Genomic DNA, 21,000 nt, shown 5'->3' on the forward strand with positions numbered 1-21,000 from the left:
GATAAAATATCATTATCAAATTGAAAGGTCGTGATTTTATGTTAGATGGATTTGACAAATTAGCCGAGGGAGCCGGAAAGGCTCTGGAAACTATTCCAGAACTTTATGATGACGCTCTAAAACCTGCTGCGCAAGAATCAGGTAAACTCTTGGCTCGAGTGCCTCGTGCAATTAATGCTGTCTTTGCTGATCTTGATAAATGGATATTAAACAAAGAATACAGCACTGAAGAAACGAAAAAATTATTAAGTCATAAGCTCCAAAGCATTTCACCCGAAAAAATTGTAACGCCAGAACCATATGTTGCCATTCCAGCAATTCAAGCCATATCATATTCTATGAACAGTGAAGAATTAAGAAACTTATACGCCAATCTTCTTGCAAAATCAATGAATACAGACACAAAAGATTCTGTGCACCCTGCTTTTGTTGAAATTATAAAACAAATGTCTCCTACCGATGCTAAAGTATTTAAAATTATTTGCAAAGCTGAAACTCGACCTCTAATTAGTATCAGTATATTAGACGAGAATGGTGGGTTAACAAGCGTTCAGCGTCATTTCTCATGGATCAATTCAATACCTGCAAGTATTATATGTACTTCCCTTGACAATCTTGTTAGATTAGGTTTAATAGACATTCCTTATGGGTCTTCATATTCTAACACATACTTTTATAACAAGATAAAAAAGAGCCTAAAGTTTAAAGCCTTTACAGAAGCTCTGAAAGAGAAACTGGAAAAAGGGCAGTCACTCTATCTTTCTGAAGAAGTTATTCAGTTAAATGATTTATCCACTCTCTTTTATTCTGTTTGTCTAAGCGATTCATAGTCTTTAAGTCCAGTCATTAAGTGGCTGGACTTTCTTCACTAAATAGCAATTTAATGTTAGTAACATATAATCAAAATAATATCTATACACAATCAATGGCAGGTGTAAGCATCAGCGTCATAGAGAGGGTTGGCAAACTAGTGACAGCAAACCTTAATGTCGCAGGAAACGTATTTACCGCAGACACTAACCATGTAGTTGGAACATTGACCAAACTTAAGCCTAAATCACAAAGAAGATTTGCTCTTGCTGGTGATGGAAACGCAGAGAATGGTAGTGTTACTATAGGCACAGATGGTAAAGTAACTATTATAGTAAGCCAAACTTGGGCGTATCTTACAGCCGCTCTTGTGTATTTTACAGATGATATATAAAATAATCATTTACATAATTGTTTTCCAGTCTCCATACCAAGACTTATTAAAATAACAGCGATACTTTACCGAAGGGTTGCCACCAGTATATTTAAAAGCTACTACGATACCCCTATTTTGACTATCTTGCAGATTAAGAGCACACCATTCCGAGTCGTCTGGGAAGTCAGCAACAGTATTGTTAGCTGTTTTCCAAATTGAAAGTCTCTTTGCTTCATCGGAGGCCCAATTTAATAGTGAAGCTCTATCAGCATTAGCACCAAACAACTCATGAACATCGGTTTTGTCAGCCTTATTGTTACCTAGATCCGTTAAATTGCTATTTAACGCATTAGTCTCCTGCTTAAGCGCATAGGCCAATGCCGCACTGGCAGCCTTACTTGAATTATTCATATACTGATTGACTACATCGGTTTTTAACAGCAGTTTATTGGCAACCTTATCCGCTATCGCATCAAGCAATGCCTGTACATTCGTGTCTGCTCCAACTGCACTGACAAGACCCTGCATATCGGAAACGCTAATAAGTTCAGCACTGTTTGGACCGGCTGGACCGGTATCTCCTTTTTCTCCCTTGTCGCCCTTATCTCCCTTTGGACCGGTTGCACCCCTTGCCCCCGGATCACCTTTTTCTCCCTTCGCTCCCGGATCTCCCTTTTCTCCTTTTTGCCCCTGTACTCCTTGCGGGCCTAAAATCGTACCGGCATAAACCCATTTTGCCGTAGATGCATTACCGGCCACCGTACAACGGTAAATCCTTCCCCTATCGGCTCCGGCACCCGTATTCTGGTAATAATCGTTCACAAGGGCTGCCGTTACTCCTGATCCGCTAAACACGGTAGCGGTTGTACTCGTACCAGTGATTCCAGTCCCGTTATACCACAGGCTTCCCCGCTGGCCCGCGGCCCCTTGCGGACCTCTTACATTCCCTAAATCCAATTCCATTGATGTTATCCTCCTAACTTTACAATAAAATGCCCGGCTTCATTGATACGTACTGGCGGTGGAGCCGCTGATGAATCCGGGAATAAAACATACAAATGGCCGTTATCCCGAACCTGAAAAGCGTAAGTTCCGTTTGCTTGTGTCACTACCGCATCCGCCCCACGTTCGCCATCTTTTCCCTGTGGTCCCTGCGGTCCCATAGGCCCGTTAAAATAGCCACTAAGTAGTTTTGTATTGAAATCTGTTAAAGCATTGTCTACCCGACCGCCAGCTTCAGCGATATCAGTTACCGCTTCGTTTGCAATACTTTCTGTCTGGTCCCGGTATATTTTGGCATTAGCTTCGCTTTCTGCTGCAAGAGAGGCTTTCTGTGTTGCCGTAGCTGCTGCCGCCGTAGATACATCGGCTTTATCCTTTGCTATCTGTTCGCTGGCTGCTGCCTCTGCCGCTTTTTGAGTCGCTATCTGCGCACTGGCTGCTGCGTTAGTTTCGGAAACAGAAGCGTTTGTAGCCTTCTGCCTTGCTATACCAGCCTGTTGTGCGGCTATTTCCGCATCTTCTGCTGCCGATTGAGCATTCTGGCCGGAAGTGGCTGCGTCCTCTTTTATCTGCCCGTAATAGAACTTGACATTATCCGTTTCGCTCCCTGGAAAATCATTATCACCTTCAAAATATCTTTTGGCGAATTTCTGATACTGCAGGGCTGCGTCCCTGGCCGACTGTGCATCAAGCATGTATTGCCGGAACTCTGTCTGTATGGCTGCGTCCAGTTTCTCCATAGTCACAGAGCCGTCTACGATTTCAGCAGTAATGGTCCTGTTCAAAATTTTCATGGTAATAGTAGGAGTACTGTCTACAGAGTAAACAAACCGGGTAAGGTCAATTACTTTCTGCGTTCCATCTGCCAGGGTAAGGACCAGCTTGTCATCGTCCGTGATGTCAAAGTTTACAACAACCTTTTCGATGTCCAGATCATAAGTTTTCACTGATCCATTTTGGTAGGTTATTGTTAATATTCCGGTATCAACATCAACCGTAATATCCTTAACCAAAGCATTTACCGTTGATTTATCCGCCTTGTTTGCATCAAGTTGGACGGTTCTATTATCCAATTCCTTTACGCCATTTTCCGTATGTAGTAAGTTAGTCCGATTCAGTGCTGTCTTTTGAGACGGTAAGTTTTGCCAATCTGTAATTGTGTAAAATGGTTGTAATGCCATTAGCCTTCACCTTCTTTCTTTTTAGGCCCATTACTGATTTTAGTTTTTCTTTCAGGCAGGTCTTTCCAATCGGCTGCAGAATATATATCTTTAAGTTTTTCATCTCTCACGGGACCCTTAATCTCCCCCGGCGTTCCAGATTCCAATACCTGCGCAATGGCTGAAACCTGCCTTGCATTCTGGATTCCGGCCACCATGATTCCGTTAAGCATATATTTCATCTGCAATACCTGCTCCTCTGTAAATGTGATTATCTTTTTCATAAAAGCCTCCTTTTGGCATAGAAAAAGAACGCCCCATTAAAGACGTTCTTCCTAAATTCATTACTTTATTAAATTTCATACTCAGGATATACTGCTTCCCATACTTCCCGGTGATATGTATTCACCTCACCATAATTGGCATCAAAAATCTTTTTGACCTCATATCCCATTTCTAAGCCAGTACTCTTTAATTTTCTCCAATCAAAGGTTTTCCAGTCAACTCCATTTAAAGCCGCCACCCGTTTAATGGAGTACCAATCCTTATTTTGGTCAAGTTCTGCCTCCAACTCTTGGGCTCTTTGCTCTGCCAATCTCTTGGCTTCCCGCTCTGTCTTTAATTTCATTACCACTTTCAGTAAAAGGTCTGGATTATCTAAAAGATCATCTTCCGCATACATGCCATTTTTACGAATTGATGGAAGAACTTCCGTTGCCAACCATTTTTGGAACTTAACTGCTCTTTCATTCCCGGCTTTAAATCCAAGCATATAAAACAAGCTTTCTGGAATATAATCACCTTTCCCCAGAATGTTGGGGAAACCAAACCCATTGCAATAACCATTAAGAGTTTCCCATCTGACAGAAGTATACTGCTTTCCTTTTTTGTTCTGCACCTGCACCCAGCCATATCCAATCGCCGCATCCTCTGCGTTAATAGAAATACTTCCATCTTCATTCTGGATTGCACGAACAGAAATTCCAAGTTCATCATTATGGCGAACTTCCGCTGACTTTTTTTTCCTATGTACATCAATCTCTTCTGTAAAAAATTCGGTTCTGCTCATCTAAGCGTACCTCCAATATTTTTACTTCCGGCTCCACATTTCGCAGAGCCAGTAAAATTAATTCAGGGTGTTCCCGGAGCATACCCGGAAAGGAGTTTCACCCCTATATATTCACAGGAATAAAACCTGGAATTTTCAAACAAAAAGAGCCATGACCAGAATTTGAATTAATCTTCAAAAATCGGTCAAGGCTCCATCACGTTCCATTTCAACGCTTGGCATAGCTGTCGATGTTAACAGGAGAGGTTTGCTCATTCATGCTTTCTTCCATATATCCGCTACTCTGTGCTGCGATAATTATTTAGTTGATTTATCTATTATATTATCTTTTTTTCAAAAAAATTCTTAAATCTTAGTTTTCATAGATTCAAGTTGCTTTTGTTTGATTGCGTGCCAGACTTCTTCATCTACATCTTTTAAATCCTTAACATTCGAACTTGAATGTCCATCATAGATAAATTGTAGAGCTCTATAATCTTCACCTTGAAGGATTAAAAACCCCACATTAAAATTAGATTCTGAAAAATCATATCTATAATCATGAGAAGAAAGTAACCACTGTGAGAATACATAATATCGGTATCCATCATTATCAATCTCACATATTTTTGACAATGCCTTATTGCCTAATTGGTTTTTTTCATTATTTATATTTGAGTAAACATATAAACCTTCATTATACAAATTCAGTGTCTCATCATCAATTCCTTCAATTTTAACTTTTGCAATTACGTAGGGTATATAAGAATTATTTGCATCTACCTTTTCCTGATACAGCTCACATGATGAAAATTCAAGAATATGTCCCATGTATTCCATCTCATAGGGCAAAGTTCTTAAATTAAATATTACTCTCTTATCACCCTCATAAAAGCTTACATCGTTCTTATTTTCAGCATTAGTTTGCACTTCCCGTCCATCTTTTGAACAACCCGATATAAAAATGATTCCAAAAGCCAAAACCATTGTTAAAAGGCACCTTTTCATAGTACACCCCCCCCTATTCGTATATATGAAACATACCATAATCTATAACAATATTCATGAAAATAACAGGGATTTTCTGTTCTTTTAGAACTCTAAACTGACTGATTATTTTACTGGCTTAATAGACCATTCTCTACTTGAATTTATTTCAAAAAAAGCGCCTTTGGAACTTCCTTTTAATAGAACCTTACCAGAGTAATTATCATCAGTTGTATTTACAAGCAAATCATATCCTTTACCAGTCCAAGCCTTTACGGAAAAATGACCACCTCCAGTTGATGAAATTTCGTACGTTTCTGATGTCCCGTAAAAAAGAGGTGTTACAAAATCCCCAGTTCCCTTAAAAGTGTCCGTAAGTGACGTTCCCAATTCATATATCTCTATTGACCAGTCTCCACGAGCGTTTACTTCAAAGGTGTATTCTTTGTTCGGGATTATAAGAGTTTTACCATCATAAGGTTCTGTTGTATTTACCAACAAGTCATAGCTGTCATCGTAATGAGCTTTTACTGCAAAGTGTCCATCTCCACTGTGCTTTATATATGCATATGACAATTTTTCAGGAGAAACAAATCCAGATACGATATCATCACCACTTCCATTGTAAGAAAACATAGGATCACCATCTGATACGTCCTCAACGGATAAGTTGGTATTATTACTCACAGAAGACTCCGATGGATCTTCTTGTGAATTTTTATTCTGCTTCTCAAAAGCCCATATAACCTGATATTCACCTGAAGTATCTTTTTTTGTTATTTTAGCATAATCATCATTAAGTACTATAATCGGTAAATCCTTTTTATCGACTCCTGCAAACTTACCGTAAACTCTGATAGTTTTGTTATTTAATTCATTCTCCGCATTAATATAATCATCAGCTACTGAGGTATGCCATAAATTTCCATTTTCCTGTCTCAACGTAAATTCTATAAAACCCGTATCTTCACTTTTTATAGCAAAATCCTCAGCGATACCTTCAACAAATATCTTGTCTCCCCATTTCATGTTACTATAATATGAATTGGATTCAACTTCTTTTATCTCGGATTTTGTAGTTTCCAATTCATGCACCGTTTGTTCTCTCCACCCTTCCTTTGAACAACCAGTTAGCATTAAAACCAGTAATACAAACATAATTGATTTCTTCATCTCATAGTCCTCCCATGTATATTAATAAAAATATAACATAGATAAAGACCTAATTCAATAAAAGAGCAGGAATAATCTCCTGCTCTTTTCAATCATATCATTTTATTCGTGGCTAGTACAATCCGGTAAATACTGAGTCGCAAGCCATTCTTTAAATTCTGCGCTGTCAGCCGTCACAAGGCCATCTGCACCAGTCTTAAGGCCGTTATAGTATTCATATCCCTCTTTCAGTTCGCCGTATCCTGTAAAGGCATACAATACACCATCAATCTTAGTCACTCCGACCGGGATAGTCTTATCGTCAAACTCAAAGGACCAGATGCCTTCTGGGGACTTGGACCATTTACCAGAATAAGTGTCACGATGTTTAATGGTTGTTTCTTCTTTATTTCCACCTTCCGCCCATTGAGGGAGGCCGCCATAATTATATTTTCTTTGCAGACCAGCCATGCTTACATATTCGTAAGTAGAAAATCGTACACAAGAATCATCACTAATCCATGTCCATTTTTGCCCGCTTGACTCACTTTCATTAAGCGGTGTGGGTCTTACGAAGTCACCGTTGATAATATCATCTTTTCCCATAGCAATAATACTAAAAGAAATTAACATCATAAATAATACAGTTAAAAAAGATATTGTTTTTATTTTTTTCATCAGCATTACCTCCTTGTCTGTATTATATCCGTTATCTTTCTTTTAATCAACCTCCATTTACTTTATTGTATAAATCTTTGAACATATCTATAGCACTCCAGCCATCGGCCCACGGGTCAGTAAAGAAAATATCTCCCGTTGTTATTGATGCAGAATCAACCCTTGTCTTTCTTCCATTTCTTGTTAATTCCATTGCCGGGCCTGATCCATCAAACTCATTTCTAGAAATAATTATTGAATTACCAGGATCCCTACTATAAATCGCTGCATCAGACAATCCAAACCCATTAATCCAAGCGTAATTTGGATTGATATACACATTCCCAAGGTTTATTTCTCCAGCATTAATGTAAGCGCCGTTTGCATCCATATACACAGCACCGTTTCCAAGGTTAAGGGCTCCGCCTTCAAAGTAAGCGCCATAAATATTTGAGCCCCTTATATCACCGCTGAAAGTAGCATTTCCGTCCCCGTCCAGTTTAAAGTTCGAACTATCTACAATCAGTCGATTTCCCGATATTATTACTTTATCACTCTCCACAGAAAGCTGAGAAGAAACTTCTCCTTTACTCACTTTCAATGATATCTGCTGCGCTGTCTGTTCAAATTTTGAGTTTGTATCATCGGCAAGGTTCGACACTGACATGGCTATCTGATCCGCCTTAATGCTCAACGATGCTTCAGCTTGCTGTGCCCTTGTTACTTCTGCAATGATCTGCTCTGTTGTAATAGCAAATCGTGCTTCGGTTTCCTCTTTTAAATCAGTAACCCTGACAGATACCTCTTCTACAGACTTCTTGATAACAGCGGTTTTGCCCTCAAGCTGAATAATCTGATCACCAAGACCGAAACTCTGTTCTTGTTCAAGACTCCCTTGTGCTTCGTAGGTGTCCATCATACCCTGAATCCCTTTCAAAGTCCGCTCAAGACAATAAGTTTCAATCACATCGTCCGTAGTATAGCAAATGATTCCGTCCCCGACTTCTACCCAAGGAAGGGCCGGGCCAACGATATGACACGGTCTGTAAACTCTACCGGATATCTGGTCATAAACGGTAGCAGCTATAGCAAGCAACTCCTGACCCGACTTTCCATATACCAGGTAATTCCCCTGAATCACATAACAATTATTTCCCGGACCGTAGGAAGCACCAACGTCACCTTCCTCTTGTCTGATCTGTACTTTGTCAATGGGATTGACTACATAATCTTCATAATGCGTTTCTGATTGCTTGTAGTAAGACAGTGTTTCCGCATTGGTCATTTCAGAAGGGAACAACTCTTCATCAGGAAATAAGGTTTCAGACGGAAACAAACCGGAAGTCCCCAAGAATTTATATGTAAGCCGGCCTGTCTTATCAAAATTTCCAAAGCAACCATTTATCTCACAGATGGCCATAAGAACTTTACGGCCGTCCAATTGCTCCGGCTCAATGGTCTTTGTTATCTGTATATCATCCAAAGGTAATTCCGTCATAACCTGCGTAACTCCTACATGTGAACACAGTGAATCACGGAACTGCTTCAATGTCAGTGGAAAGGTCAACCCCTGGTACCAGCCTGCCACATCAATATCAAAATTCAGCATACGATCATAAGCAGTTATTTTCTTGCGCCGCCGGTCCGCCTGTTCCCGGACAAAACTGTCAACCTTGTAAATTCCGAATGCCATTTCATAGCCGCCGATTTCAACGGTAGCCATGAATTCTTTCCCTGTCAGGTCCATCAACACATCAGCAACCGTGATTTCAAACAACGAAGCACAACATTCACCAAAAGCTAAGTTCTGGCTTGAACATACGCTTTCTGTTATTGTCAGTGATTCAGAAATTATCTGGCTGTTATCAATCACGTACACTGGCTCCTGATCAATGGGAAACAGATCATCAGACGGAAACAGCATATCGTCTGGATAAAGCATTTTGATCTCTTCATCAAAGAATCGCAGCTTTATATGCCGTTGCGTAGCCGCACCCAAATTATCAGCCCGAAACAGCTCCTTTATCTCTTCTGGAATATTCATCATAGTAAGACCTCCCTAATACTCTGTTATCGTTATTTTTATTGGCTTATAGAGAATATCTTTCTTCTCTTCATCGACATAAACAATTTCATAAGGAATATCGGAAATATAAAACGCCCCCGATTTATACGAGGACGTGTTAGGGTTCCAATATTCAATTTCGCATTTAACTCTATTTCCATGAGGTACAAAGGCATTCAGCCGTTCAACGTCCCTCAATCGCAAATGTGTGGTGGAAAACTCCATGGAGGTAGCTGTATGCGGCAATGCGTTCCGGTGCAATAAACCGCTTCCATCCCGATAGGGGTCAAGGTCCATTATCTGGTCCGGTGTACACTTATATGATTCCAGAGCAATCAATTCAGTTGGAAACACTGCTCCATTTATTTTTAATAGCCAGCCTTCGAATGCCACAATCCCCACCTCCAGACACAACAAAAAGCGCCATCTCAAAGACAACGCTTTCTTTTCATTCTATACCACAATATCATTTTATCATATAAGATATGGGAAATGTGGGAATAATTTAAGATATATTAACTTGCTAAGTTAGAAATTTCAATATTACAAAAAAGCAAATAATAATAATTAAATATTATATTGAAAGATATATAATGACTGTATCTTCATTATACTCTATTGTTACAATCTATCACTTTCTAAAGTTCTTGAGATATTTAATACAACATATTATTATACAAATTAATGCCACTAATTCTAATACTCTGAAGACAATTGCAAAAATTGCTGTTAATAATGCCATATATTGCATAATCATTTCCTCCAAAATGAAAATCATATAACAAAGGTGCCATACTACTATACGGCACCTTTAATGATAATGTGTTACATACTTAATTCCGTATCTACATATATTTTGTCACGTTCACTTCCTGAATTAGTTTTACAATATAATAACATACTGACATAATAATTTGCTGTATATTGTCCACTAAAGTTATAAGTAACATAACCACTTATCTCATATTCATGGTTAGTTTGTACTGTTCTATAACTAGAACCTTTATCGGTTATTGAATGTCCTTGTGGTGGTACTGCAGATATAGATGAACCTGTTACATTAAATTTGGGGCAATCCAAACTGGAAGAACTCATGTTAGGTACATGTGTTACCTTAAATGTTCCTCTTAACTTTATTGATCCTGAAGGTGGTATAGTAACATTATAATCTATGTTCCATGTTCCTAATTTTGCGGTATATATATCTCTTGCCAAAGAATACCCCGGTTTAGTTAATGTAATTTTCACCGTTGCATTCTCACCATTGGATAAGGGAACATTAAATGTTTGTGTTTGTTCATTCAATGTTAATCCAACCGGATGACTATCCATATAGCTTTGAACTTCTTTAACTTGTTCCTCAAAAAGTGCTTTTTTATCACTTGAAATATCTTTCGTTTCCGCAAATGTTAACGCTGAATTACTTAATAACATAGCTACTGATAAAAGCATGACAATAAACTGTTTAAATCTTTTCATATTTTCCCTCCAGAATTTTAATAGTATGCAAAATTATTTGTTACGAATCAAATCAACAATTAAATCATTGGAATCACCTCTTTCTTTTGTGAATAATTTACTATAAGTTAAATTTTTTATAACATATACTCATACTAAAGACAACCCAAGTGCCAAAATTGTACTTATTAGGTGCCAATATTTGCATGCAATTTTAAAAATCATATTCATTTTCTTTTGCAATCTCATTATCAACCTATCAATTGTCATACCGACAATACAGGATAAGCTTTAATCTCCAGCTGTTCTAATCCCCTTTTTTTAATCTTCTTGTACATGTTTTATAAGAAATCGGTCTATTTTTTTGCCAATAGTTCTTCTTTCATAACCCAATTTACTAGCTATTTCACTTTCTGAAACCCTGTCAATATATTTCAGGGCTAATATATGCTTTATTTCTATTTCTTCAGTGGGGAGTTTTTCAAGAAAGCACTCTATTTCCAACTTCATATCCTCAAATAACTGTTCATTACCTTTCAAATCAATTAAGAGTTGCCGGACCGCCTTTTCTCTTTCTTCATTCGATTTCACATTTGCTCCGGAAACAACGAAATGGCATTCTGTAAAAGGGAACTGCTTCAAGGAGCCTTTCACAATTCCATATTCAGAAGTCAATGGATTGTTCTCATAGTATTTTATCCTGCGCCTGATACGCTTAATTTCGGATTCCAGGTATGTATAAGTCGCTAAATATTCCCTTGTCAATTTCATAATCAAATCCTCCAGTCCATAGATTTATTTCATTGCCTTACTTGTTCTCCCGTCATATATTAGACCTGTTCTTTTGTAGCTGGTACGCTTTGTTATGTTCCTGCATCGTTCTCCGCAATATATCTGTTTACCGCTATTACGCAAAAACTTTGATCCACAAACAATGCATTTTGCATATCCAAACTGCTCCGGATTATATGATTTTGAATTTGCACCTCTGCCCAAACATGGCGTGGACAGTGCTTTCTCTAATGACCAGCCAAACTTATGAACTCTATCATGAACTGTTGCAGGATTCATTCCATGAGCATCACACATGCTTAGAAATGAGTTTTCCCGTTGTGAAGGTGTCGTAAAAGCCTTTTCTATATTCCAATCTCGGGTAATTATCCTGTCGTGCATGGTATCATATTCTAAACCTAAATCTTCGCACCATTCAATCAAAGGCTTCTCCTTGCCCTGATATTTCACCTTTATCGTTTCTCTTTTATTTCTTGCCTGTTGTTTCAAAGTAATCCATTCACAATTTTTAGGCTCATAATTTCCGTCCACGTTCTTTCTTTCAATTGTGAGGCCCTCTACGTAGCCGTTTTCTTTTGCCCAATCAGCAAAACTATCAAAGCTTAAAAGCCAATCATGGCATATTTTAATTCCTCTTCCACCATAATCCTTATATCTAACGCAATTGGGGTTCAGGCATCTCTTTTTCATTCCATGATATATATTCCAAAGTCTTCGATTTTCTTTTATTGGATTTTTCAAATAATGGGACACTTCGATTTCCTCCTTAAAATGGGCGTTTCATAGGGCTTGCCTTTGCAGTAAAACCACCCTCTATAAATCTTTCTAACTGGCTTAAACTATCCGGGCTGTCATCGTGCTCATTCTTGCCAATCTGAACGAATAACGTAAGTTCTTCCATGGCTTCATCATATTCCTTGGTACGCATATATCGTTTTATATTAGACAGATCATTCTCTGCATGTTTTTTTATTAGTGAATTAGGAGCTAAGAAAATAAATTTCCGCTTAATGTCACCCGAATACTGAATGATTTTTGCCATCTTGGCCATCGTAGAAGGAGCCTTGGTCGATGTAATAGAACATTTATAACCCTGTCGAATCAAATCATCATTCACATATTTCGCATACATTTCACCCCCATTGTTGGCTTCAAAATTTATCTGCTGAATTTTATTTCCTACAATTTTTCCTTCAACAATCGGAATAGTGGCTTCTTTAATTCCTCTATTAAATACCCAATCCACAATATAAATATCTCCATTTTCATATTCAAATCCAATTGGCATAGATAAACTATCTCCACCGCCCCAAGCCACGTCACAGGCTGTCACTACACGAACAAAACCGCTTTCCGGGAGAATCCCATAAAAGAAACGAAGTTCATCTTCTGGAAATAATAACCCCTCACGAACAAAAGGCCTCTGTTGGTATTTTGCTTCCCACTCATTCTTATCAAGCCGTTCTTTCATATCACGATAATATTTAGTTGAAAATCCCTTAATTTCGTACTGAAAATTTGATTCATCATCTTCATTTAATGCTGGTATTTTTCTAAACCTGTATCTTGAATTATGAGTATTTTCTTTTTCGATTCTTCCCAAACAATCTAAAATGGACCACCTAGTCCCCACCATTAGTTCCCTGGCCCCATCATTCTTACGGTCAACCATCTTGTTTAAGTATTCCTGATACGTATTCTCCATACGAATTGGGTTTAATGAGTGCTCACGGTCACGAATAAGATCATCTACGTAAAGGTATCCGTCTGCCGATATATCAACGGCTCCGGTCCATGTACCATCAATACCACGACACGTAAGACTTGCGAATCTATCTGGTTCACCCAAATTTATTTCCAAATCCTCTGCACTTGACTTCTGCAGCTTGGAATCCGGGAATATTTCTGCAAACGAATATTCTTTTGTATTTATGAGATTCAAGGCTTCACCATAAAAACCTTTTGCCAGCTTCCCAGAGTGACCGCCCATGGCATTATGGCTATTCGGACGCTTTCCAATAATCCATGCCATGAAGAAAATACAAATCGTGCTTTTTCCTACACGACTTGGCATGGATAGACCATAGAAGTCAAGTTTGTTGTCTTCCAAATCCTGAAGATCATCAGCCACCACTTTTAAAGTCTTCCTTCGTGGTAGATAGAAGCGCTTATCTGGCTTCCGGTCTTTTTCCATGTAAATTAAAAACGATTCAAACAGGAATGGAGCTTCAAAGAGCAAAGTCTTCCAGTACAAATCATCCCATCGGGTATCCATACTTTGAACAAATCTTGTAACCGCCCACTTCTTGATAAACCCGGAATAGGTCATGATGAAATCCCGGTCCTCAACGGGCAAATCCGGATTATCTTGCATTGTATATTGGAGTTCTGATAACAGAATGTTTAGAATGTCGTAAGACGGCGGCGTTTCAATCTGCCGCTTTAATTTTTTGATTATTTCCCGGTGTTCTTGAAAATCCATAGAAAAAGAGCCTCCTTCCGCTAAAATTACAACGGCTCTCGGCTCTCTGGCTCTCGGCTCTATAATTCTTTTTTATTGCGTACGAATATACCCATTATCTTCAATGTGTACACTTCCTATTCCTGTTTGAACTCCATTTAATTCTCCTCTAACTACCACTTCTCCATTATTAGATAAAGTTCCAAATACTTTCGCTCCTCTATGAATAATTAAAGTTCCACCTTGACTTACACTTACAGTTCCATATAATTTACCAAAAACCTCAACGTTCCCATTTTCAGCTATTGATACAGTTCCTCGTTGTTTCCCCAATATAATGACTTTAGTATTCATTTGTACATCTAAAGTACCACTTACTTCTCCAGCTATTTTTAAAGTACCACTTTCCACATGTATTGTACCTTCATGTTTATTAAGTAATTCATGATCCCCATTAATTATCATCTGTTGAACCTTATTCCCATTTATAATATCGAATCCATACTCCATGCTACTTCTCCTCCTTGTATTTTTTTCAAAACATAATATGTAATTTATTTAAATATTAACTATAAATATTCTCTTACAATTACTATTTCGGCATTGATACCGCAGTCCTTGAATCTTTGCTCTTTTATTTATTGGGAAGTGCTTTTTATGGCACCAAGGACAGTATACCCATTTTATTCCATTACTGTCAATCTCAATATTTGCCTGCCCGTCAAATCCATCTTCTGGGGGATTCATTACTTTTTCAAAGCCACTAGTTAAACCTGCTATTATACATTTTCCGAATTCCACACTCTCTTTAGATGTATACTCTCTATTCATTTTCACCTCATATCCGCCGATTAAATCGCCAAGGCCATATATGCCATCATTACAAAGATGGTACAAATAAACTGGCCCAACAGGTACGTCAACATCATTTACCTGCATTCCTCTATTTAAAGTCCTTTTCTCCTGAAATACTTTTCCACACCGGCGGCAACGGTATATTACAACCGGACTACTCTTTTCCATGTTCACACCTTCCCTTTAAGTTTTTGCAATACCTCTACATCATGCTGTAAAAAATTCAGTTTTATTTCTTCCCATAAAACCATGCTAGGCTTAGGAATTTTTAATCTTTGTTTCAAAAGCCCTGTATCGTCATCATATATTGACACGTAAGAATCCTCAGTCTGAATATTAGGAAACTCAAACATTACACCACTATCATTTAACTTCACAAGCAAGGCTGCAAACACTTCTACTAACGGCTCTTTATCACATGAACCAAACATTCTTTTATAATGCTCAAATTGAACTGCCTTACGGGTTTCTTTATCGTCCATATAAACCACCTTTCAAATTCTCCACAATATTGATACATCTGCCCTCGTTTTGACACCGGATAATATTCATAATCTTTGGTGAGGAATCCCCCAGCAAGGTACAATCTTCTTTTTCAACCTCCGGCTCAAAATCCGGGCAATAAGAGCAGAAATTATGTAAGCATAGCTGGAATCCGTCCATAATCCACCTCGTTTTTGCAATAAAAAACCAACCATCAAATATTAATGGTTGGCAAACAACTTATTTTAGCTCTGCTTTATCTTTCAAGTGCGTTCTAATAACTGTTTTTAGAACATTATATTGTTCAACTACCTTTTTCATTTCTTTATTCATTTCATAATTATGTAAATCTTTTTTTTTCGCCCTATCTAAAGCGGCAAAACATTCTGTCAAATATGTTTCAAGCGATGCATGTATATCTTCCTCCATAAAAAATGTATATAGATTCCATACCTCGCGAAGCTTGTCTAAATTTATTTTAGCATAATACTCTATCATTTCTAAAGTCTCTGCATCCATAACTTGAGTTTTAGCATTCACTATATATGACAATATAGATTCCTTAACATCATTTACAAACGGAGAAATTTTCTTGTATATATCAACTTCTTCATCAAAAAGCAATTTATTTTTATGAGAAACCTGTTCATTAAGAGATTTGGATTTTTCTATTTCTGATGATAATTCATGTTTTAATTTCTCTATTTCCTGTTTATACTGATAAGTTTTCTTTTCCATGAAATAGTCAACCGAAAACTTACATATCAATCCCACCACAGCGGTAAAACCTCCAAGTTTGGCAACTAATCCTGTAATATCATTAATAAAACTATTAGTCTTTGTCATATTAGAAGCCGAATCCATATTAATTAAAAATAAAAACATCAAGATAATCAAAATAATTAATACAATTGTATTTTTAACAACCCAATCTTTCATTCTTTTCATCATCTTCCCCCTTAGTATAAGTAAAGTATATCACACCAACCATCAATATTCAATTTCCAATGTGCAAACTGGGCTACCCGGATTCGAACCGGGAAATGCAGGAATCAAAATCCTGTGCCTTACCGTTTGGCAATAGCCCATTGTGGGGTAGAACCATATCCATGCAAACCACTTACATGAAGCACGTTCACTTACTGGCTACTAAGAACAGAAATAAGGATTTTCCAAATACCACTCGCCCATATTCATGAGCTCCCATGTGTTTTCTCACATGAGGTCTTTAGCTTATTTTGTTCACACTAAACTTTCAGCCACCAATGTACCTTCTGGGATTCGAACCCAAGACCGACCGGTTATGAGCCGGCTGCGCTGACCGCTGCGCTAAAGGTACAATTTTGACGGTTCTTTCAGCAACTTACCGTCATTGTTACGTTGCCATTGGCCTACGGAAGAATAATTTTCATTACTAGGCACTTGATGTTGTTTGGCATACAAAATATCATACATTGTTTACAGTTACACATCTTCCGCTTTTGGCACCATCTATACCGGGTGCCTCGACCTGTCAGCTTCATAGGACAATGCATGGCCTTGTGAAGTCTGACGTGGCCGCTCCTTTATGAATCGCACCCGTTCTGTAATGAATAACAAGACAATTCCGAAATATATGAAAATCATGAGAACCTCTTTTTCTCCAATTTTGCAATCTGCTTTTTAAGGGATTCAATCCTTTTCAGGCGCATTTCTTCCGCTTTGGCAATGGCTGATTCATAAGTTCTATGCCATTCCCGACCATCGCCATGATAAGAGTCATTCCACGTTTTTCCTTTCACTATATCCGGGAAATCCTCACTTTGCTCTACTTCCATTTCCTTAATACCAGAAGTTAATGCATATTTTGTAATCCAAACTTTCATAGTTATCCCTCCAACCATCTGTTATCCATGTAAAAGAATACAAATACTGCACCACCGGTTAAAATAATCCAGAATATCAAGAACATCCATAATCCAATTCCAGAAGTCTTTTGCTTCAATGCTCCTCTAATATCCTTGTTTTGAAAGAATTCTGAATTGTCTTTTATGGTTCCATCTTTCAGAAAGGTATATATAGTTCCTGTGTATTCTTTCAGACAGCCATAATATTTATAACGAATCTTGCTTGATTCTTTTATTGTTTGTATGTAATCTGCTTTCGGTACAGCTACTTTCCCATAGGAGAATTCAATACCTAGAAACCGTATATTATTCGAATGTATATTTTCTGATCCGATCTTATCCCATGTCCAGTATGTTTCAGTTGTTGTCCATGAAGTTTTCCCATTCGAATGATGAACTGTTCTGGTATGCCTTGTATATCTCTCTTTAACCTTTTCGACATACATATATGCTCCACCAAGTTCAGGATACGTTACTGGGTCGACTGCTTCCAAATTTCCGTAAACAAAGGCATTACCAAGACTTGTCTCCATGCCATATCGGAACATGGCTGAATCAGTTATATGTACTGCTTTGTTATATTCAGCATTCTTATCCATCTGGTGAGCTTCTATCTTTTCAGCTATTACAAATCCAATCAGGAGCATAACAGCAACAATAGCAACGCTCGCTATGATTTCTCTCAATGTGATTTCAAAATCCCCAAAATCCCATGACTTTTTCATAATTATTCTCCGAAGAGCGACTGCGGAGCATCTACCGGAGCATTATAATCCAATCGCTGATAGTCTTGCCGTTCATATCCACACCAATCAAGATATACTCTGGCCGGGAATCCCTTAACATAACGATTATATGTACCTACCTGACGATTGTAATTCTCCCGGTACTGTGCCATCAGGTTTTCTGTTGTGGCAAGTTCGGTCATGAGCTGCTTATAGTTCTCATTGCTCTTTAATTCCGGATAAGCTTCAGATACCGCTGTAATTGCTGTTGTCACATTCTCAATATCCCCGGTGCTGCCCCGGCCCTCTACAATGGCTGTCAGCGTTTCAGATTCATGCTTGTCATACTGCTTTATCGTGTCAGCCAAATTATAGACTAAATCCACCCGGCGCTTTTCCTGAACCTTGATATCAGACTGCGCCGTCTGAATGGATTCTTCCAGATTAATTGCCTTGTTTTGACTGCCCTGGATTCCGAACACACACATCAGAATTACGGCAAATACTGCAACTGCTCCGATTGCAAAAACTTTCCAATTTCTCATTTCCCATATCCTCCCTAACAATTGTTCCGGCAGTGGAATGTTCCGCATACCATCAAGTTAATTTCTTTTTCAGTGAATCCGCATTTATTCAGCCTGCGTACCGCCTTATATTTTTCTTTTGGAGGCAAATTCTTATATTCCCGGTGAATTACCTGTAAGCTTTTGGAGATTCTATCTGCTAACTGCATCAACATATCTTTTAAAAACTCAAATACTCTTTTTACTGCTTCATTGAACTCAATCACAAGCAACGCAGCTCGTCCTATATCCTTTTCCTGCTCTGTAAAGCAAATCATGTTTATTACCTCCACATCGGCAACAAGGCCAGAACATACATAACAGTCATAATGCCAAAGCCTATTGTTGTTGCCTTATCTCTTTTCCAGATCAGACCCCGGGAAAACCAAAGAATGAAAATCACCATGAATACATTCCAGACTGTTACAATCCATTTCAATACTTCCATATCCCTTACCCCCTATCTCACATCTGCCAAATCAAATACGATACCCCGGCAATACGGCTTCCCGTCCTCATAAATCATGAAGGTTTCATGTGGTATATCCGTTTTATATGTCCAGGTAATGACATTCCCATTTTCATCTAATGCCGTTTTATCACGCCAAATGGCTTCAATGCAGTTTGCACATTCAGAACCGTCTTGCGATACGCCATTCCGGTCGAAGAATACCTTTCCACCGTCAAAGCAACCGCCCTCATCACAAATGGCTCCAATGAATTCTATTACGTCATCAGAAGCACCGCTGACTATTACCAGACCAGCTTCTTTCGCCGCCTGCTGAACGGCCCGGAATGGCTCATAGCCATATTCCCTACCATCAATAAGCCTTGCCAATTCTTTCTTGTTCATGAGGAGTCCCTTTCTAAAAGCTCATACTTTTCCAGTTTCTCTGCTAATTCATCTAACGACTGTTGAGTGAAATTTTTTATTTTCATCAAATCTTCTGCTGATGTCTGACGGAGCTGACTTACGGTTTTAATACCGGCACGGTTCAAACAATTATATGTCCTAACTGTAAAGTCCAGATTGTCAATACTGTCATGGTCCGGTCCAATTCCAACAATACGGTCTGCAAGTCCCTCCGCTACGCTGTATAAGCCTTTATTGGCTGGAATGGTTCTCAAATACTGTGCAATGGATTCCACCAGTGCAGTATACCAGTCACCTTTCTGCATAAATTCAGTTCGCAATATTTCTGCCGCTATCTGGAGCAATTCAGGAGAACTCTTTACAGATACATCATTCAATACGGATTTTAAGGCAGGTACTGGGGCACTATGTAAAATCATTTCTGGAAGTCTGCCAGCCTCTAACCTTAAATCTACTCCAGATAAGGTTTTGCTTATATCAGTTCCGTTCAACAGAACAGAGGTGATACATTTATCACTTTTAATTTCAACTTTTGCCATTTTGGGCCTCCCCATTTCATTATTTCAGTTACGGGCTGCTTTACGCCCAGGTGCCGCCACCTGATTGACCGCATTTAATCCGGCTCAGGTTCTCTTTTTGAAATAATCCTCTGCAAGAATCTCATACAATTTCTTGTCATAAAGTTGACCGTCAATAAGCCGCACTTGCTTTTTCTGGATTCCAACTATCCGACCACCGTATTTTTCAACCATTCGGTCATAAGTGCTTTCTATGGGATTCCCAATCACAACTGTAACATCCAATTTGCGAAAATGGAATTTTTCAAAGATATCCCGGAGTGCATTCCCCACATCAATTCCGAATGCGACCTTGTTATCCGTAAAATTTATAATATTCAAACCGCAAACACGGTCATCTTCACGAACAATTTCATAGCCTATGTATCCAATTACATCACCAAGAGAATCCAGGGAAGCAAACTGATGACTATTCCACGAGCTTTCAGCAACCTGATAATCTTCATGATAATTTGAGCAACTCCAAAATTTGTATTTTTCTGAAAACCAAGTACTCCGGAATTTCTTCCGTAACTCTTCTTCATGGTTTATTGCCAAGTCAAGCATTTAATCACTTCTTTCCAAACCTTTTTTATTTTTTGAGGAAAATTGAAATCCATCTTCTAGACCGGACCCGATTAATTACCGTCACGTTGTCGCCGTCTTTCTCAATACCAACATCACAGTTATACCGGAGAATCGTTCGCCGGAACTTTCTGGCCAGTTCTTCATCAGGAAGATTATAAATCATATAGAGATTTCCGGCTTTATCAATAACAGGCTTTTTACCCTCACCAATATCACATTGTTTGCATGGGATTACTGCTCCCCTTGTGTGCCTGCCAAAATAGAAAAGCAACCAACCGGCTAACGGCCATTTTTCATTCAGGTAATATGGATCATATTTGGGAAGCCACCAAGGATTCTTTAACGAAAATTGAAAGAACCACTCGTAACATTCCTGAGTTTTGAAATTTACAAAGGCAAACAGGAAAGTTCCTCTATGCCGTTTCGCAAACAATAATTTTCGATTGAACATTCATGTATCCTCCCAGGAGAAAAGGCTTTTTATATTTTTAAAAATTTTTA

28 protein-coding genes and 2 tRNA genes are annotated in these 21,000 nt (G+C 38.4%); 2 read left to right on the top strand and 28 right to left on the bottom strand.

The genetic code is table 11. The features are described 5' to 3' along the window. The first annotated feature begins 38 nt into the window (after positions 1–38). On the top strand, positions 39–830 hold the full coding sequence (locus ACLTWA_RS02410) for a DUF4393 domain-containing protein (RefSeq protein WP_412325947.1): 792 nt from the start codon (positions 39–41) through the stop codon (positions 828–830). Positions 831–883: 53 nt separating this feature from the next. After that, on the top strand, positions 884–1,204 hold the full coding sequence (locus ACLTWA_RS02415) for a hypothetical protein (RefSeq protein WP_412325948.1): 321 nt from the start codon (positions 884–886) through the stop codon (positions 1,202–1,204). Positions 1,205–1,213: 9 nt separating this feature from the next. Here ACLTWA_RS02415 and ACLTWA_RS02420 read toward each other — a convergent pair whose 3' ends face one another. From ACLTWA_RS02420 to ACLTWA_RS02555, 28 genes are all read right to left on the bottom strand, one after another. Continuing rightward, complete coding sequence (locus ACLTWA_RS02420) at positions 1,214–2,149, bottom strand: collagen-like protein (RefSeq protein WP_412325949.1); 936 nt, start codon at positions 2,147–2,149, stop codon at positions 1,214–1,216. A 5-nt stretch (positions 2,150–2,154) separates the two neighbouring features. After that, complete coding sequence (locus tag ACLTWA_RS02425; protein ID WP_412325950.1) at positions 2,155–3,369, bottom strand: hypothetical protein; 1,215 nt, start codon at positions 3,367–3,369, stop codon at positions 2,155–2,157. Next, a complete protein-coding gene (locus ACLTWA_RS02430) occupies positions 3,369–3,632 on the bottom strand; it encodes a hypothetical protein (RefSeq protein WP_412325951.1) in 264 nt (87 codons plus the stop codon). Before ACLTWA_RS02430 ends, ACLTWA_RS02425 begins: the two co-directional genes overlap by 1 nt. Before the next feature lie 68 nt (positions 3,633–3,700). Further along, the gene (locus ACLTWA_RS02435; protein WP_412325952.1) at positions 3,701–4,417 is read right to left on the bottom strand and encodes a hypothetical protein; all 717 of its coding nucleotides are present in this window, start codon (positions 4,415–4,417) and stop codon (positions 3,701–3,703) included. Between the two features lie 345 nt (positions 4,418–4,762). Beyond that, positions 4,763–5,404 (bottom strand): hypothetical protein, encoded by a 642-nt coding sequence (locus ACLTWA_RS02440; RefSeq protein ID WP_412325953.1) that lies wholly within the window; start codon positions 5,402–5,404, stop codon positions 4,763–4,765. A gap of 105 nt (positions 5,405–5,509) precedes the next feature. After that, positions 5,510–6,556, bottom strand: a complete 1,047-nt coding sequence (locus ACLTWA_RS02445) for a membrane lipoprotein lipid attachment site-containing protein (RefSeq protein ID WP_412325954.1) — start codon at positions 6,554–6,556, stop codon at positions 5,510–5,512. A 102-nt stretch (positions 6,557–6,658) separates the two neighbouring features. Beyond that, on the bottom strand, positions 6,659–7,213 hold the full coding sequence (locus ACLTWA_RS02450) for a hypothetical protein (RefSeq protein ID WP_412325955.1): 555 nt from the start codon (positions 7,211–7,213) through the stop codon (positions 6,659–6,661). A gap of 46 nt (positions 7,214–7,259) precedes the next feature. Beyond that, positions 7,260–9,239: a tail fiber domain-containing protein gene (locus ACLTWA_RS02455; RefSeq protein ID WP_412325956.1), complete on the bottom strand. Its 1,980-nt coding sequence runs from the start codon at positions 9,237–9,239 to the stop codon at positions 7,260–7,262. Positions 9,240–9,251: 12 nt separating this feature from the next. Then, positions 9,252–9,650, bottom strand: a complete 399-nt coding sequence (locus ACLTWA_RS02460) for a DUF6711 family protein (RefSeq protein ID WP_412325957.1) — start codon at positions 9,648–9,650, stop codon at positions 9,252–9,254. Between the two features lie 432 nt (positions 9,651–10,082). Then, positions 10,083–10,736 (bottom strand): hypothetical protein, encoded by a 654-nt coding sequence (locus tag ACLTWA_RS02465; RefSeq protein ID WP_412325958.1) that lies wholly within the window; start codon positions 10,734–10,736, stop codon positions 10,083–10,085. A 300-nt stretch (positions 10,737–11,036) separates the two neighbouring features. Next, on the bottom strand, positions 11,037–11,486 hold the full coding sequence (locus ACLTWA_RS02470) for a hypothetical protein (RefSeq protein WP_412325959.1): 450 nt from the start codon (positions 11,484–11,486) through the stop codon (positions 11,037–11,039). Between the two features lie 24 nt (positions 11,487–11,510). Continuing rightward, positions 11,511–12,260 (bottom strand): hypothetical protein, encoded by a 750-nt coding sequence (locus ACLTWA_RS02475; RefSeq protein ID WP_412325960.1) that lies wholly within the window; start codon positions 12,258–12,260, stop codon positions 11,511–11,513. 13 nt (positions 12,261–12,273) lie between these two features. After that, a complete protein-coding gene (locus ACLTWA_RS02480) occupies positions 12,274–13,989 on the bottom strand; it encodes a hypothetical protein (RefSeq protein WP_412325961.1) in 1,716 nt (571 codons plus the stop codon). A gap of 72 nt (positions 13,990–14,061) precedes the next feature. Continuing rightward, positions 14,062–14,478: a hypothetical protein gene (locus tag ACLTWA_RS02485; protein WP_412325962.1), complete on the bottom strand. Its 417-nt coding sequence runs from the start codon at positions 14,476–14,478 to the stop codon at positions 14,062–14,064. A 48-nt stretch (positions 14,479–14,526) separates the two neighbouring features. Continuing rightward, positions 14,527–14,991, bottom strand: coding sequence for a hypothetical protein (locus tag ACLTWA_RS02490; RefSeq protein ID WP_412325963.1), 465 nt, complete (start codon positions 14,989–14,991; stop codon positions 14,527–14,529). Between the two features lie 2 nt (positions 14,992–14,993). Next, complete coding sequence (locus tag ACLTWA_RS02495) at positions 14,994–15,305, bottom strand: hypothetical protein (protein WP_412325964.1); 312 nt, start codon at positions 15,303–15,305, stop codon at positions 14,994–14,996. Positions 15,306–15,546: 241 nt separating this feature from the next. Next, a complete protein-coding gene (locus ACLTWA_RS02500; RefSeq protein ID WP_412325965.1) occupies positions 15,547–16,254 on the bottom strand; it encodes a hypothetical protein in 708 nt (235 codons plus the stop codon). A gap of 68 nt (positions 16,255–16,322) precedes the next feature. Further along, positions 16,323–16,394, bottom strand: a tRNA-Gln gene (locus tag ACLTWA_RS02505). 178 nt (positions 16,395–16,572) lie between these two features. Continuing rightward, a tRNA-Ile gene (locus ACLTWA_RS02510) sits at positions 16,573–16,645 on the bottom strand. A gap of 283 nt (positions 16,646–16,928) precedes the next feature. Next, the gene (locus tag ACLTWA_RS02515; protein WP_412325966.1) at positions 16,929–17,171 is read right to left on the bottom strand and encodes a hypothetical protein; all 243 of its coding nucleotides are present in this window, start codon (positions 17,169–17,171) and stop codon (positions 16,929–16,931) included. Positions 17,172–17,173: 2 nt separating this feature from the next. Next, positions 17,174–17,917 carry a hypothetical protein gene (locus ACLTWA_RS02520; RefSeq protein WP_412325967.1) on the bottom strand — a complete coding sequence of 248 codons (744 nt, stop codon included), beginning with the start codon at positions 17,915–17,917 and terminating at the stop codon, positions 17,174–17,176. 2 nt (positions 17,918–17,919) lie between these two features. Continuing rightward, positions 17,920–18,462 carry a LemA family protein gene (locus tag ACLTWA_RS02525; RefSeq protein ID WP_412325968.1) on the bottom strand — a complete coding sequence of 181 codons (543 nt, stop codon included), beginning with the start codon at positions 18,460–18,462 and terminating at the stop codon, positions 17,920–17,922. 14 nt (positions 18,463–18,476) lie between these two features. Next, positions 18,477–18,758, bottom strand: a complete 282-nt coding sequence (locus ACLTWA_RS02530) for a hypothetical protein (protein WP_412325969.1) — start codon at positions 18,756–18,758, stop codon at positions 18,477–18,479. 5 nt (positions 18,759–18,763) lie between these two features. Further along, entirely contained in the window at positions 18,764–18,928 is a 165-nt protein-coding gene (locus ACLTWA_RS02535; RefSeq protein ID WP_412325970.1) for a hypothetical protein, read from the bottom strand. A 12-nt stretch (positions 18,929–18,940) separates the two neighbouring features. Continuing rightward, positions 18,941–19,333: a hypothetical protein gene (locus ACLTWA_RS02540; protein ID WP_412325971.1), complete on the bottom strand. Its 393-nt coding sequence runs from the start codon at positions 19,331–19,333 to the stop codon at positions 18,941–18,943. Further along, on the bottom strand, positions 19,330–19,893 hold the full coding sequence (locus tag ACLTWA_RS02545) for a DNA-directed RNA polymerase subunit alpha C-terminal domain-containing protein (protein WP_412325972.1): 564 nt from the start codon (positions 19,891–19,893) through the stop codon (positions 19,330–19,332). The genes ACLTWA_RS02540 and ACLTWA_RS02545 overlap by 4 nt, the downstream gene beginning before the upstream one ends. A gap of 84 nt (positions 19,894–19,977) precedes the next feature. Next, complete coding sequence (locus ACLTWA_RS02550; RefSeq protein WP_412325973.1) at positions 19,978–20,478, bottom strand: hypothetical protein; 501 nt, start codon at positions 20,476–20,478, stop codon at positions 19,978–19,980. Between the two features lie 25 nt (positions 20,479–20,503). Beyond that, entirely contained in the window at positions 20,504–20,950 is a 447-nt protein-coding gene (locus ACLTWA_RS02555; protein WP_412325974.1) for a hypothetical protein, read from the bottom strand. Between the last annotated feature and the right edge of the window lie 50 nt (positions 20,951–21,000).

Source organism: Lacrimispora sp. (assembly GCF_046972725.1).
Lineage (GTDB): Bacteria > Bacillota > Clostridia > Lachnospirales > Lachnospiraceae > Lacrimispora.

What these genes read in the sequence shown, in the direction of transcription:
- ACLTWA_RS02410 (WP_412325947.1), top strand. Translation starts at nt 39, where the DNA reads ATGTTAGATGGATTTGACAAATTAGCCGAGGGAGCCGGAAAGGCTCTG.
- ACLTWA_RS02415 (WP_412325948.1), top strand. Translation starts at nt 884, where the DNA reads ATGTTAGTAACATATAATCAAAATAATATCTATACACAATCAATGGCA.
- ACLTWA_RS02420 (WP_412325949.1), bottom strand. Translation starts at nt 2,149, where the DNA reads ATGGAATTGGATTTAGGGAATGTAAGAGGTCCGCAAGGGGCCGCGGGC.
- ACLTWA_RS02425 (WP_412325950.1), bottom strand. Translation starts at nt 3,369, where the DNA reads ATGGCATTACAACCATTTTACACAATTACAGATTGGCAAAACTTACCG.
- ACLTWA_RS02430 (WP_412325951.1), bottom strand. Translation starts at nt 3,632, where the DNA reads ATGAAAAAGATAATCACATTTACAGAGGAGCAGGTATTGCAGATGAAA.
- ACLTWA_RS02435 (WP_412325952.1), bottom strand. Translation starts at nt 4,417, where the DNA reads ATGAGCAGAACCGAATTTTTTACAGAAGAGATTGATGTACATAGGAAA.
- ACLTWA_RS02440 (WP_412325953.1), bottom strand. Translation starts at nt 5,404, where the DNA reads ATGAAAAGGTGCCTTTTAACAATGGTTTTGGCTTTTGGAATCATTTTT.
- ACLTWA_RS02445 (WP_412325954.1), bottom strand. Translation starts at nt 6,556, where the DNA reads ATGAAGAAATCAATTATGTTTGTATTACTGGTTTTAATGCTAACTGGT.
- ACLTWA_RS02450 (WP_412325955.1), bottom strand. Translation starts at nt 7,213, where the DNA reads ATGAAAAAAATAAAAACAATATCTTTTTTAACTGTATTATTTATGATG.
- ACLTWA_RS02455 (WP_412325956.1), bottom strand. Translation starts at nt 9,239, where the DNA reads ATGATGAATATTCCAGAAGAGATAAAGGAGCTGTTTCGGGCTGATAAT.
- ACLTWA_RS02465 (WP_412325958.1), bottom strand. Translation starts at nt 10,736, where the DNA reads ATGAAAAGATTTAAACAGTTTATTGTCATGCTTTTATCAGTAGCTATG.
- ACLTWA_RS02470 (WP_412325959.1), bottom strand. Translation starts at nt 11,486, where the DNA reads ATGAAATTGACAAGGGAATATTTAGCGACTTATACATACCTGGAATCC.
- ACLTWA_RS02480 (WP_412325961.1), bottom strand. Translation starts at nt 13,989, where the DNA reads ATGGATTTTCAAGAACACCGGGAAATAATCAAAAAATTAAAGCGGCAG.
- ACLTWA_RS02485 (WP_412325962.1), bottom strand. Translation starts at nt 14,478, where the DNA reads ATGGAGTATGGATTCGATATTATAAATGGGAATAAGGTTCAACAGATG.
- ACLTWA_RS02490 (WP_412325963.1), bottom strand. Translation starts at nt 14,991, where the DNA reads ATGGAAAAGAGTAGTCCGGTTGTAATATACCGTTGCCGCCGGTGTGGA.
- ACLTWA_RS02495 (WP_412325964.1), bottom strand. Translation starts at nt 15,305, where the DNA reads ATGGACGATAAAGAAACCCGTAAGGCAGTTCAATTTGAGCATTATAAA.
- ACLTWA_RS02500 (WP_412325965.1), bottom strand. Translation starts at nt 16,254, where the DNA reads ATGAAAAGAATGAAAGATTGGGTTGTTAAAAATACAATTGTATTAATT.
- ACLTWA_RS02515 (WP_412325966.1), bottom strand. Translation starts at nt 17,171, where the DNA reads ATGAAAGTTTGGATTACAAAATATGCATTAACTTCTGGTATTAAGGAA.
- ACLTWA_RS02520 (WP_412325967.1), bottom strand. Translation starts at nt 17,917, where the DNA reads ATGAAAAAGTCATGGGATTTTGGGGATTTTGAAATCACATTGAGAGAA.
- ACLTWA_RS02525 (WP_412325968.1), bottom strand. Translation starts at nt 18,462, where the DNA reads ATGAGAAATTGGAAAGTTTTTGCAATCGGAGCAGTTGCAGTATTTGCC.
- ACLTWA_RS02530 (WP_412325969.1), bottom strand. Translation starts at nt 18,758, where the DNA reads ATGATTTGCTTTACAGAGCAGGAAAAGGATATAGGACGAGCTGCGTTG.
- ACLTWA_RS02535 (WP_412325970.1), bottom strand. Translation starts at nt 18,928, where the DNA reads ATGGAAGTATTGAAATGGATTGTAACAGTCTGGAATGTATTCATGGTG.
- ACLTWA_RS02540 (WP_412325971.1), bottom strand. Translation starts at nt 19,333, where the DNA reads ATGAACAAGAAAGAATTGGCAAGGCTTATTGATGGTAGGGAATATGGC.
- ACLTWA_RS02545 (WP_412325972.1), bottom strand. Translation starts at nt 19,893, where the DNA reads ATGGCAAAAGTTGAAATTAAAAGTGATAAATGTATCACCTCTGTTCTG.
- ACLTWA_RS02550 (WP_412325973.1), bottom strand. Translation starts at nt 20,478, where the DNA reads ATGCTTGACTTGGCAATAAACCATGAAGAAGAGTTACGGAAGAAATTC.
- ACLTWA_RS02555 (WP_412325974.1), bottom strand. Translation starts at nt 20,950, where the DNA reads ATGTTCAATCGAAAATTATTGTTTGCGAAACGGCATAGAGGAACTTTC.